The sequence below is a fragment of the Brevibacterium oceani genome (assembly GCF_017948325.1).
Lineage (GTDB): Bacteria > Actinomycetota > Actinomycetes > Actinomycetales > Brevibacteriaceae > Brevibacterium > Brevibacterium oceani.
This window is the reverse complement of the sequence record NZ_CP072846.1, coordinates 3202929-3215684: the sequence shown is the minus strand read 5'-3', so window position 1 is coordinate 3215684 and position 12756 is coordinate 3202929. Positions and strand designations below refer to the sequence as shown.

Genomic DNA, 12756 nt, shown 5'->3' with positions numbered 1-12756 from the left:
GCGCCCGCGACGAGCACTCACACGAACCCTGCGCAAGATGGCCGACAGATGAACACGACGGGAAGTGCCCGCCAACGCGGACGACAGTTCTCCTTGTCGTAACCCTGCGGCAACCTCGGCGGCGTATCCCTGAATGATCAGATTCGGGAACAGGCGACGTTGGGATATGCATGTACGAAGAACGGGCGAGGATCGCGGCGATCGTTCCCTGCCACAATGAAGAGATCACCGTCGCGAAGGTCGTCGGCGACCTCAAGGCCGCCGTCCCCGGAATCACTGTCTACGTCTATGACAACTGCTCGAGCGATCGCACCTCGCAGCGTGCCGCCGAGGCGGGCGCGATCGTGCGCAAGGAGAACGTGCCGGGCAAGGGCAACGTCGTCCGCCGCGCCTTCGCCGACATCGACGCTGACATCTACGTGATGATCGACGGCGACGACACCTACGAGGCCGCGCACCTGCCCGAGATGATCGACACGCTGATCTCGGGCCCGTACGACCACGTGCTCGGGGTGCGTCAGGACAACCAGGAGACCACGTCGTACCGCCCCGGCCACGAGGCGGGGAACCGGATGTTCAACCGGCTGACCGGGGCGCTCTTTGGCTCCGAGGTCTCGGACATGCTCTCGGGCTACCGGGTGTTCTCCCGGCGCTTCGTCAAGTCGTTCCCCGCGATCAGCCGCCGGTTCGAGATCGAAACCGAGCTGACCGTGCACACGATGTCCCTGCGCCTTCCCACCACCGAGGTGGCCGTGGACTTCCGCGACCGACCCGATGGAAGCGAGTCGAAACTCTCGACGTTCAAGGACGGGTTCCGCATCCTCGGGCTCATCTCCGCACTCGTGAGGCACGAACGACCGCGCCTGTTCTACGGCAGCCTCACTCTGCTGCTTGCGGCCCTGTCGCTGGTCTTCGGCATTCCCGTGGTCTGGGAGTTCTGGCAGACCGGACTCGTGCCGAGGTTCCCGACCGCGATCCTCGCCGCAGCACTCATGGGGCTGGCGTTCCTGCTCGGCAGCGTGGGACTGACCTTGGACGGTCTGCGGCGTGCCCGCCGTGAGACGTCCCGGCTGGTCTACCTCGGCCTGCCTGCCGTCCAGGCCGGAACCGCCATACAGCGGCAGGCTCCGGAACAGACTGCTGACCGGCTGTATGCCGGCCGACGGCGAGCCGATGAGCAGGTGCAGGCGCGACTGGCTTCATGACGCAATCTGACTCCGACGACGCGGACGCATCGGGCAGCTCATTCGCACCAGCCGCCGCGGGCACTCCGGCCACTCCGGCCGCTCCCGCTACTCCGGCCTTCGGGGCGAATGTTCGCGAGGTGGTGTCTCAGCCATGGGTCTGGGATCTGCTTCTTGCGGCGATCACCTTCGCCTGGTCGTACATCTTCATCCGCCTGTTTGCGCCCGGGCGCATCAACGTCGACATCGGCAATCAGTGGCAGCAGGCGATCGGGAAAGCACCCGTGAGCGATTGGCATCCGCCGGTGATGAGCGCCGTGTGGAAGGTGCTCATCGATCTCACCGGTGATCCGGGCAGTCTCCTTGTCCTGCAGGTGGTTCTGTTGGCCGTGGCCGTGTGGGTGACGGGAGTGCTCATCCATCGCCGAGGCGGCCCCCGCTGGGTGTCCCTGCTCGGGCCTGCGGTGATGGCCGCTCCGTGGGTGCTGTCGCAGATGACGACCCTGTGGAAGGACTCGCAGATGGCAGTGGCCCTGCTGCTGGCAGTGGTCCTCATCGCCGTCATCCGACTGAGCCGGCGGTCGCTGACATCGTGGGCGTCGTGGGTCATCGTGCTGTGGATTCCCGCGGTGATGCTGCTCGTCTATGCGGTGGCGCTGCGGAAGAACGCCGTGTTCGCTCTCGTGCCGATCGCCGTCTACGCCGCCTTCTGCCTGCTCGAGGCCCGGCCGACGAGGTGGCGCCGGGCTGCACAGTCGCATGACCTTCCCGAGCAGCGCCCTGCCCCGAGATCCAAGCCGCGCACCATCCTCGCCCTGACGGGGCTGTCGGTGCTCTTCCTCGGCATCATCGGCGCGGGCACCGTGGCCACGGATGCGGCGATCGGGTCGCGCGTCGAGGTCGAGCACACCGGACAGATCTCGCAGATCTTCCTCGATGATGTGATGTTCTCTGTGCCCGAAGCTCAGCTGCAGGCCTCAGACGCCCCGGCCGAACTCAAGGACCACATCAGCTCCGCCCGGGACACATGTCTGGCGAAGGGCGAGATCTGGGACGCGTACTGGAACTGCTACGGCCGCGGTGTCAGCGGTCGCGCCTTCAGTCCTTTGGCTGATCAGGATGAGCTCAGGGACCTGTGGCTGAACGAAGTGATCACCCACCCGGTGCGGTACGTCGAATACCGGGCCTCGGTCTATTCGATGTACTTCTTCTCGTCGAAGCTCGAGTACTGGGAGTCCGACTGGGACGCAGAGGCGAAGAAGATCGGCTATCCGACCGGCAACACGAAGGCTGACTTCATCTTCGAGCCCTTCGTCAATGACTTCGCTCTCGCAACGTTCCCGATGCTGTTCAAACCGTGGTTCTGGACGCTCATCGCCGTCTTGCTGCTGGCAGCGGTCGTGCACACGCGCCGGAAGGCTTCGCGGTCCCCGGCGCACCAGCCAGCACCGAGGCGGCCCTCGCCACGCTTCGGGCCCGAGATCACGGTCCTGGCCACCTCGGCGCTGTGCTACATCGCGGGATACTTCCCGATCGTGCCGGCCAACCATTTCCGATACACCTTCTGGCCGGCCTTGGCCGTGACCGTCGCCTGCGTGCTTGCGCTCTCGACCTGGAGGCGAGGCAGCCCGGACACAGCCACACTGCCGAGCGCGGCATCCAGCGAGTCCGAAACCTAGGGTCATAGACTGTTTTCAGTTATGAAAGAGTCATTCTCGGTCCGTCTCCGGCGCCTCGCGGTGGAAGCCTTCAAGTTCCTCACCGTCGGCGGGCTCGGCTATATCGTCGACGTCGGGCTGTCGAATGTCCTCGCCTACGGGCTCGGCCCGATCCCCGCTCTGCTCGACGGCAGCCCGATCAAGTCGAAGATCATCTCCACGATCCTGTCGATGATCGTCGTGTGGCTGGGCAACAGACTCTGGACCTACGGGGACCGGACCACCCAGTCGAACCTGCGCGGCGTCGTCCTGTTCGTCATCGTCAACCTCGTCGGCATGATCATCTCGGTCGTCCCTCTCGGCGTGACCTGGTACCTGCTCGATATGCGTGACCAGCTCACCTACAACCTCTCGACGAACGTCATCGGCATCGGGCTGGCGATGATCTTCCGCTTCTACGCGTACCGGACGTGGGTGTTCAAGGACCACACCCCCGACGCCGAGGTGGTCGTGCCCTTGGAAGAGCCGAGCCGAGTCCCCGACGACCGGAGCTGAGCACAGTCGGCCAGTTCAGCCACTTGATGCTGAGCGCTCTGCGGCAATCCGCGTCAGCGGGCGTAGCGGAGCCTGCGGTAGGCGCTGATGATCGGCGCCGGTGTGACTGTGCGCAGTTCCGCGCGCAGGAGCAGGCGCTTCTGCTTGAGGAAGGCCGATCGACGGTTCGGCAATTGACCGGCCTTCGCCCGAGTGGCCAACAGTCCGAGGTCGCGACGAAGCTGCCCGTCGTCGGAGTGGAAGTAGTTCTCGGCCAGCCACTCAGGGTCAGGAAATCCGATGTTTCCGGCGACCACGTCGGCCAGTGTTCCGGTGGCACCGGACTCGGCGAAGACCTCGTTGAGCAGCTCCCGGTCGATACCGAAGTCCGAGATGAGCAGGGTCGGCACGCCCCGGTCGATGGACTCGAGTGCCGCCGTCGATGACACGGTGACCAAGGCCGATTCCGAATCCAGGAAGTCGCTGAGAGGGCCGTAACCCAGCTCGATGCGATCGGCGCCGGAAACGCGGCGAGTCCGGAAGTCGGCGAGGATCTCGAAGTAGGAGTGCTGCTCGTGATGGGTTTCGAACTCGCCTGGACGCGAACGCATCTTGATCACGGCCGTCGACTTCGGATGCCGGTCGGCGAACTCGGCGAGTGCTGCAATGATCGCTTCGCGGTCAGCACGCTCGGCGGGGACTTTCGCCTGCGGGGTGAACACGAGGGTACGCGGAACCGCGAGAGTGTTCGAGGCATCCAGAGAGCGCGGGCTGGCAGGGGGTGTGGTGTGTGAGTCACGGTCCGAAGTGGGACCCGGCGCGGGTGGGGCCGCCTCGGTGATGGTGGATGTCCGAAGCCGCGGGATACCCTCCGAACGGAGCATCGGCAGGCGAGCCAACAGCACCTCGCACGGCACCTGAGCTGCGGTGCTGGCCTCGGTGTAGGCGGCCACCTCGGCGAAGGAATGTGCGATGAACGCATCCATCAGCCGGCGATAGTTCATCCCCTTGCCGCTGGCCGGCAGGCCCATGCCGGGCAGACCCGAGACCAGAGCGGGACGGTCGGCCCGGCTGTGTGCGGTGAGGAAGACCTGGGCGACGATCGGCCCGGTGGCGGCACCGAGGACGATGTCGGGGGAATGGTCGGCGATGACCTGAGCGAGGTCGGAGCGCGCGATGACGGGGATCTCGCGGTGCTGCCAATCGGTGCCGGCCACGGCGCTGGCGATCTGCTCGTCGGTCGGCAGGATCGGGTTGTCGATGAGGAAGACGCGGCCCTCGACATCCGGCAGGCTGGACAGCAGCTGGGCCGCCCATTTGAGGTAGGACTCGCTGTCGGAGACCGAGAGGATGCGGATGGGGTCGAGGCCAGCCGATCGGCGCGGTGCGGTGGCCGACAGCCACGGTGCGGTGGCCGAGCGTGACGGTCCGGCGGCTGACGGCGGCATCAGAGGACCGCTGCTGTACGGGTCGGAGGGATCAGGTGTCGTCATCTGCCTTGACCGATTGGGAGTTGAGGGTCTTTCGCAGACTATCGGGCGCGGCCCCGGTCCACCACTTGGCCGGGACTTCGGTGACGTCGATGGTGACGTCCGGATTGAGCACCGCCAGTGACACCGCCGCAGTCGACGGCAGGCTGCGGATCGTCGAATCAGGCGGAAGGTTGATCAGGCGCAGCTCGATCGGCAGACCGACGTGTTTGATGCGCACCCGTTCGTCGCGGGCGAGGTCGGCGAGGAACTCGTCGGCCTCCCGGCGGTGCGGATAGTAGGTGATCGATCCGTGGGCGTCGACGATGCTGTCGACCCACGCCCGATAGTCCTTCTCCGCGATGAGTCCGTCGGCGGCGAGGGACGAGCCGATGACCGGGTTGTCCCGCGGGTGGCTGCCGCCGGTCGGCAGGGTCTGGAGGTGTTCGAAGCGGTGGCGGGTGATCTCGCCGCCGGATTTGAGGAACGCCTTGCGCAGCGGCTTGGCCACCGGCAGCGCGGTGTGCCACCGCAGTCTGCCCACCGTCGCCTGGCCGCGCAACCGGTCGGCGACATGGGCGGCCATGATCGTGCGCGAGGCCTTGAGCTTCTGCCGCGGACGCACCAGGGGGCCGCGCTTGGCGGTGAGGATCTCGATCGTCGAATACGTGGCCAGGCCGTCGTCGAGGATGACGATTTCAGGCATGCGACGCTCGAGGTACGCCAACGCCAGGGCCTTGTGCACCTGCCCTGAGCAGGCATCACCGAGGTAGATCCGGTCGAAGGCCGACTTCCGCAGCACTCCCGGCTTCGCACCGTCGCGTTCGAGACGCACGTTCTTCGGCAGCCAGGCGGGATCGAAAGCATCGAGGAACGAGGTCATGCCCTTCGCGCTCGCCCGGGCACGGATGAGCAGATCCTCATTCGGCTCGTGGGATTCGAGCGCGGAGAGGAACTGGAGCGGGGATTCGACGAAGGCGACGGCGGTGCGGTTCTTGCTCACGGGTGTCACCGGCTGTGGATCCGATTCATGATGCGCTTCTGCTTCCTCACGATAGCCTTGATGGCTAGGGTTCCTGTGCGTTTGACGACCCTTCTGGGGGCGAAGGCCTTGGACAGGCTTCCCGGCAGGTCGAGAGCGGTCAGCCGCTTGCGTTTGAAATAGCGACGGTAGCTCTGGGCAGCCGCGGGATTTCCGCGGCCGTCCTCGTCGAAGACCTCGGACAGGAACGCACTTGCCTGACCTCGGAGGTCGTGAGACAGGCCCGGTGCCATGCAGTATGTGACCGCGGCGAGCAGTCGTTCCAGCTGCACAGTGTCGAGCGCATCGTCCAGCGCAGGGATGCTGCCGTCGCAGATCTCGGCGATGACCGTCAGCGGGATCCGATTGCTGTTCTGGTACGGGGTGATCGCATCGAGCAGCAGGTCGGCGCCGACCGAGAGCGCCGGAATCCGATAGATCTCTCGAGCCGTCATCAACGCGGTGGAGAACCCGCCGACGATGAGGTCGGGACGGAGCCGGTCGATGATCACCTCCGCCATCACGGGCAGCGTGAGGATGTGCAGCTCGACGCCCAGGCGCTCAGCCGCCTCGAACAGGGGACCTGTCTGCGAGGGCGGAGCGGCCGGGTGCGGTTTGAACACCACCGACCTCAGTCCGCGGGCCGCAGCGCCTTCGATCATCTCGACATGCAGCTGCGTCTCCTCTTCGCTGCTGATGAGGCCGAGCGCCGACAGGTACTGACCGACGACGAGGGCCCACGGCAGGGTCTCGCCGGCCGAGGACGAGGTCCTCGACCCAGAGCCGCCCGACCCAGACTCACCCGACGCAGAGCCACCCGACTCACCAGCCTTCAGCACGCCGCCCAGCTCGGATTCGAGCGCTTCGGCCGAATGCTCTCCGACCTCTCTGACGACCGCGGTGAACGCCTCGAAGGTCAGGGGACGGTGAACGATGTCGAATTCGCTGAGGAGCCGCGGAGAGATTCCCGGCACCAGCGGGAGATAGTGGAGCACAGACATCCGCTGCCCATTCGTCAGCGGAATCTGGTTCCGGGTGGGTCCGAAGCTCATCAGACCGTCGGCGTGCACACGGATCGTGGCACGTGAGAACACCCGCCCGAGAGCGATCGCGGGATTGACCTGCGGTGATTCGAGGATGAGTTCGACGTCCTCGTTCTCCAGTCCCCACAGGCGACGCAGATAGTCTTCGACGATCGGCAGATCCGCATGGTCGGGCCGCCATGACGACGGATGCACATGCAGCGGTGCCAGCGCCTGATTGAGGTCGACGACTCGGTCGAATCTGCGCACCAGGGAGTCGGCCCCTGGTGTCTCGACGAATGAGTCTGAGAGCTCCATGACGACCGCGTTGTTGCTCACGAGCAGGATCCGTTCGGATGCCGGTGGCACATCCTCGGCGGCTTCACCGCCGGTTTCCATGAGGGCCGGTTCAGCAGGCCGGTCGTATTCGCCGCTGTCGATGCCGGCAGCCAGGCACACGAGCTCGAACAGCGTCGAAGCCAGGAATACCTGTTTCATTTCACCATCTCCAACACGAACGAGGAAGCATCGTTGAGGTAGCTGCTGACGTTGAGCTGACGAGCATGCTTCTGAAGCACGAACTCCTCCCTGAGCAGTTCGGCGGGGATCTTCGCCGAGATCGTCCGCGAACCCTGCCGCAGCTGAGACCGCAGCGGTGCAGGGGAGGCGCCGAACCGATTGATCTGGTGATCGAGGATGGCCAGCCAGTTCCGGATGGCCTTCGGCCAGAAATGCTCCGCCTGCGGGTCCGCGTCGACGAGGTCGAAGATCTGACCGAAGGCGCGGATGAAGTCGAGCTGCCTGGCGTCGACGATGCGTGAGAGCGAATTCGTCATTCCCCTCCGGTAGAGGATCCCGGGAGCGTCGACGACGGCGAAGGAATCGGCCTGCAGGTGCAGGCGCCAGATCCACGACCGGTCCTCGGCGGTCATGAAGTTCTCCGGGAAATGGAGGATCCCCTGGTCGAGCACCCGACGATGGAACAGTCCCGCCCACGCATACGGATAGTCGACCATCGTCGACTCGTAGACGGGCAGGATGCCCACCCGCGGGTCGAGCGGCACGTTGCGCACGGACATCGGTGCCGATTTCCGGACTCGCTTCGTCCCCTCCACCGTCGTGTGATCGCAGCGGAGGAAATCCACGCCGAGGCGGTGCGCCGCGTCGAGGAGCGCCGACAGGTGCCCCGGTGCGAGCCAATCGTCACCGTCGAGGAAGGCGATGTGCTCGCCTTCGGCGGCGGCCAGTCCCTTGTTGCGGGCATTGGCGAGGCCGGTGGCCTCGGGGTTGGTCAGCACCTCGAAATGGGGGAACCAGGTGCTGAATTCCTCGAGCAGTTCGGGGGTCTCGTCGCTCGATCCGTCGTTGACGAAGATCAGCTGGGTGCGGTCCCAGACGTCCCCCTGCTTCAGCAGCGAACGGAAGAGCGTGCCCAGGTAAGCGGCGCCGTCCTTGGCGGGGATGATGATGCTCAGGTCGAAATCGGTCACAGGCGTTCTCCGAGGATTGCGGTCATTCCGGCGTCGGCCCGGCGGTCGTTGGGGCGGGCAGAGAAGAGCCACCTCGGCGCAGGAATCCCTCGCCGAGGTGGCTTCCGACGAATGCTCAGACGGTGACCTTGCGCAGCGAATCGATCTTCGATTCCTCGCCCGGCATGATGCGCTTCTCGCCGTCGCCGAAAGCGGTCTCGAGGACGCGGACGCCCTTGACGAGAGAAGCGAACTCGCGGGGCTCCATCGAGGCCGACTGGTCCGAACCCCACATCGAGGAGTCGAGCGTGATGTGGCGTTCGATGGTCACAGCACCCAGAGCCGCGGCGGCGAAGGAGATCTCGAGGCCGAGCTCGTGACCGGAGTAGCCGACCGGCACGCCGTAGCGCTCACGCATGGCCGGGATCGCCTTGAGGTTGACCTCTTCGGGCGGCAGCGGATAGGTCGAGGTGGCGTGCATGAGGACGAGCTTGTCCCGGTCGAAGACCTCGACGGCCCGATCCAGGGTCTCCCAGTCGGACATGCCCGAGGAGCACAGGACGGGCTTGCCGGTGGCGGCGATCGCGCGCAGCAGTTCGAAGTCCGTCAGCGAGGCCGAGGCCACCTTGTAGGTGAGCGCATCGAACTCGTTCTCAAGGAAGTCGACGGAATCGGTGTCCCACGGGGAGGCGAACCACTGCAGTCCGACTTCCTTCGCGTAGCGGTCGATCTCGGTGTACTCATCGATGCCGAACTCGACGCGGTGCTTGTAGTCGATGTAGGTCATCTCGCCCCACGGGGTCGAGCGGATCTTCGACTTCTGGTGTTCGGGGACGGCGACCTCGGGGTTGCGCTTCTGGAACTTCACGGCGTTCGCGCCGGCGGTGACGGCGACATCCATGAGCTGCTTGGCGATCTCGACGTCGCCGTTGTGGTTGATGCCGATCTCACCGATCATGTACACGGGCTGATTCGGGCCGACGAGCTGATTGCCGATGGCCACGGGGGCGAGTTGATCAGTCATGAAACCTGCTTTCGGTTGGCACGCGGCGTGGCTGCGTGGGTGGTGAGCAGCGGCTGCTGCCCGGTTGACGGTTGATGGTCGGTGAAGGTGGCGGATACGGAGGTCAGCGTCGGTCCGGGGAGGTGCCCGGCCGCCTCGGCGGGGATCGGGATGAGGTCGCAGGCCTCACGCACGGCACCCCTGCCGCCGGGTCGGTCGAGGACCACGCGGGCCGCGGCGATGACCTTGGGGTGGGCGTCGGCGACCGCGATGGGCCAGCCGACGACGTCGAAGGCCTCGAGGTCGTTGATGTCGTTGCCGACGTAGGCCACGCGGGCCGGGTCGAGGTCGTTCGTCTCCATCCATGCGATGAGGATGTGGGCCTTGTTGTCGATGCCTTGGGCGACGTCGACGTGCAGCTTCTCCGCGCGGCGGGTGACGACCGGGTTGCGTTCCTTCGACAGGATCATCACCGGCACTCCGGCCTTGACCAGGCGGGAGACCCCCATGCCGTCGCCGCGGTGGATGCGGACCTGTTCGTTGCCGTCCTCGTCGACGTAGGCGCCGTCGTCGGTGTGGACGCCGTCGAAGTCGGTGACCAGGGCGTCGACGTCGATGACCTGCGCGGTCTCCTGTGTGGAGGCGATGGCGCGGACGAGACTGAGGTCGGACATGTCGTCGATCTCGCGGGCGTGCTCGGGCGGGACCTCTTCGATGCCGATGCGGCCGAAGAAACGGTGCTCGTGCTCGATGAGGCCGGCGGTGCGCATGACGTAGAACGCGCCGGTCTCGTTGAAGTGCTTGGCTCGGTCCTGACGGCGGGGGCGGTAGCTGGCCTCATGGCCGACGGCCACGGCGGTGTCCTCGTCGTCGAGGCGCCACAGGAAGGAGTGGTCCTCGACCGCGGAGAACACGACGTCGGCTGCGTCGTCGCGGACGGTGCGCACCGCGTTCTCTATGGACGCGGAGTCGATGAAGGGGGAGGTGCACTGCATGAACACCGTGATGTCGACGTCCTCATCGAGGGTCGACAGGGTGTGGATGAGTGCGGATTCGCTGGTCGCGGTGTCCCCGGCGATGGCCGCGGGTCGGCGGGATACCTCGGCGCCGGCGCGCTGGGCTTCGGCGGCGATGCCGTCGTGGTCGGTCGAGACGATGACGCGGTCGATGCTCGGGCTCGCCTGCGCGGCGTGGACGGCGCGGGCCAGGAGCGAGACTCCCGCGACCTTCTGCAGGTTCTTCAGCGGGATCCCCTTGGAGCCGCCGCGAGCGGGGATGATGGCGACGGTCCGGTGCAGGTTGGCCGGCGTCGCGAGGGCCGCGGTGGTGCCTGCTCCCGGCGTCGGCTCGGGGGCATTCTGTTGAGGGGTCGTCGAAAGGTCATTCACAATGATTCGACGCTAACGATGCGGTGTTACCTCAAGGTGAACACGCCATGTCGCCGAGGCGACCCTTCGATGGCGAAGCCGTGACGAAAGTGCTGGTGGGGTGGTGCGAGGCAGCGAGCTGCACGCCGGTCAGCGCCAGGTGATGTTCCACATCCGGTTGTTCCAGGCGGAGAAAGGGATGACCTCGCCGGTGTAGATCGGCCAGAAGTAGGCGAACGCGAGGACAGCAGCGGCAAGGACGGCACCGACGACCATCCGGCGGGAGAACAGTGCGATGGAGACGCGCGCGAAGAGCCGCTTGGTCGCGGATCCGGACCTGGCCCCGGTGCCCGACGTGGTCACGATGCCGGGCTTCGTGGAGCTGTCTGCCCCACGATCCGGCGCTCGACCCCACAGCAGGGTGAGGCAGTAGGTCACGGCGAGCACGACGAAGGGCACCATGACGATCGTGTAGAACGTGAAGATCGTCCGCTCCTGGTAGGCGAACCACGGCAACCAGGTCGCGGCGAGGCCGGCGAGGATGACGGCGGGGCGGACGTCTCGGCGGATGATCCACACCACGAGGCAGATGAGCACGGCGAACGGTGCAAGTCCCCAGATCACCGGGTTGCCCACCGAGGTGATCGCCGAGGAGCACTTGTCGACCATGCATCCCATCGAACCGTGATCGTAGGACTCGTAGTAGAACGACGTCGGCCGCCACTGCACGATCCAGCCCCACGGATTCGACATGTACGGATGTTCGGAATCGAGGCCGACGTGGAACGAATACGCCGTGTAGTGATAGTGCGCCAGGGACGGCAGCCACTGCAGCCAGTCCGGCAGCGACTGCCACCAGCCGAAGTTCTCGGCAGCCCAGTGCCGATCCCATGCATTGTCGGAGCGGATCCACCCGGTCCAGCACACCAGATAGGTGATGAACGCGACCGGGACCAATTTGAGGAACGACGGGACGGCATCGCGAAGAAGCATGCCCAGCCACGGATGGACGACCCCGGCCCTGTACCGAGAATGCACGTCCCACGCGACCAGGAGGATCCCGAACACGGCGGCCGCATAGAGACCCGACCACTTCACACCCATGGCCAGGCCGATGCTGATTCCCGCGGCGATCACCCAGGGACGCACGCCGAGGCGGGGCCCGAAATTCACGGTGCCCCCGGACGTGGCCCGACGCCTCCGTCGGGTGCGGGTCTCGGAGTGGGCCGCCTCGGCGAGGGTGGAACCGGGTCGATGGGAATCAGCGGGTGCGGAGTCGGTGTGCTGGCCATCGGTCTGCGGGGGAGCCGCGGTCGCATTCGTCCAGCGGGCGAGGCGCTTGGTCACCTGTTCGCGATCGAGCACGATGAAGAAGAAGGCGAGGAGCACGAAAGCCATGAGGACGATGTCGAGCAGGCTCGTGCGGGAGTGGACGAAGTGCTCGCCGTCGACGGCGAGGAGGCCGGCGGCGACGCAGGCGAAAAACGCCGAGCGGAAGAGCTTCCAGGCGATGACGCCGAGGAGGAAGATCGTCAGGGTGCCGATGATCGCCACCGAGAAGCGCCAGCCGAAGGAGTCGTCGACGCCGAAGAGGTGGATGCCGATGCCGATGAGCCATTTGCCCAGCGGCGGGTGGACGACGTATTCGGGGGTGGGCTCGATGACGCTGGGGTCGCCGGCGTTGAAGGAGTCGTCGGCGTTCTCGGGCCAGGAGCGCTCGTAGCCGAAGTTGAAGACCGAGTACCCGTCCTTGACGTAGTACGTCTCGTCGAAGATCAGGCGGTGGGGGAAGTCGAGGCGGAACAGGCGCAGGGCCGCGCCGATGCCGGTGATGATGAGCAGGGTCGGCCACATCCACAGCGGTGCGCGGGTGGCCCACATGCCGGCGTGGAAGGTCCGCCGCCGCATGGCCGCGGCTCCGGCGCGCACCTTCTCGCGTCGCTTCGCCAGGCGTTCGCGGGCGATGCGCCGGGTGGGGGCCGGGGAGTCTGCGGTGTGTGTCATCGTCATCCAGTTTAGAGAGCGGGCG

At 66.0% G+C, this 12756-nt stretch carries 10 protein-coding genes; 3 read left to right on the top strand and 7 right to left on the bottom strand.

Features of this window, described 5'->3' with window-relative positions; all coding sequences use genetic code 11:
- The first annotated feature begins 170 nt into the window (after positions 1-170).
- From J9314_RS14255 to J9314_RS14245, 3 genes are read left to right on the top strand one after another with little or no spacing between them, the layout of a single operon-like run.
- Positions 171-1205 (top strand): glycosyltransferase, encoded by a 1035-nt coding sequence (locus tag J9314_RS14255; RefSeq protein WP_210603015.1) that lies wholly within the window; start codon positions 171-173, stop codon positions 1203-1205.
- A complete protein-coding gene (locus J9314_RS14250) occupies positions 1202-2863 on the top strand; it encodes a hypothetical protein (RefSeq protein WP_210603014.1) in 1662 nt (553 codons plus the stop codon). Before J9314_RS14255 ends, J9314_RS14250 begins: the two co-directional genes overlap by 4 nt.
- 21 nt (positions 2864-2884) lie before the next feature.
- Entirely contained in the window at positions 2885-3397 is a 513-nt protein-coding gene (locus J9314_RS14245; protein WP_181273058.1) for a GtrA family protein, read from the top strand.
- 53 nt (positions 3398-3450) lie between these two features.
- Here the strand turns inward: J9314_RS14245 and J9314_RS14240 are convergent, their stop codons facing one another.
- The 7 genes from J9314_RS14240 to J9314_RS14210 form a co-directional block, all read right to left on the bottom strand.
- Entirely contained in the window at positions 3451-4869 is a 1419-nt protein-coding gene (locus J9314_RS14240; RefSeq protein ID WP_246490404.1) for a DUF6716 putative glycosyltransferase, read from the bottom strand.
- The gene (locus J9314_RS14235) at positions 4856-5848 is read right to left on the bottom strand and encodes a hypothetical protein (RefSeq protein WP_210603013.1); all 993 of its coding nucleotides are present in this window, start codon (positions 5846-5848) and stop codon (positions 4856-4858) included. The genes J9314_RS14240 and J9314_RS14235 overlap by 14 nt, the downstream gene beginning before the upstream one ends.
- 5 nt (positions 5849-5853) lie before the next feature.
- Complete coding sequence (locus J9314_RS14230) at positions 5854-7386, bottom strand: polysialyltransferase family glycosyltransferase (RefSeq protein WP_210603012.1); 1533 nt, start codon at positions 7384-7386, stop codon at positions 5854-5856.
- On the bottom strand, positions 7383-8378 hold the full coding sequence (locus J9314_RS14225; RefSeq protein ID WP_210603011.1) for a glycosyltransferase family 2 protein: 996 nt from the start codon (positions 8376-8378) through the stop codon (positions 7383-7385). The genes J9314_RS14230 and J9314_RS14225 overlap by 4 nt, the downstream gene beginning before the upstream one ends.
- Positions 8379-8493: 115 nt before the next feature.
- Positions 8494-9381 carry an N-acetylneuraminate synthase family protein gene (locus J9314_RS14220; RefSeq protein ID WP_181273062.1) on the bottom strand — a complete coding sequence of 296 codons (888 nt, stop codon included), beginning with the start codon at positions 9379-9381 and terminating at the stop codon, positions 8494-8496.
- Positions 9378-10658: an acylneuraminate cytidylyltransferase gene (locus J9314_RS14215; protein WP_246490758.1), complete on the bottom strand. Its 1281-nt coding sequence runs from the start codon at positions 10656-10658 to the stop codon at positions 9378-9380. Before J9314_RS14215 ends, J9314_RS14220 begins: the two co-directional genes overlap by 4 nt.
- 219 nt (positions 10659-10877) lie before the next feature.
- Positions 10878-12731 carry a dolichyl-phosphate-mannose--protein mannosyltransferase gene (locus J9314_RS14210; RefSeq protein WP_210603010.1) on the bottom strand — a complete coding sequence of 618 codons (1854 nt, stop codon included), beginning with the start codon at positions 12729-12731 and terminating at the stop codon, positions 10878-10880.
- Between the last annotated feature and the right edge of the window lie 25 nt (positions 12732-12756).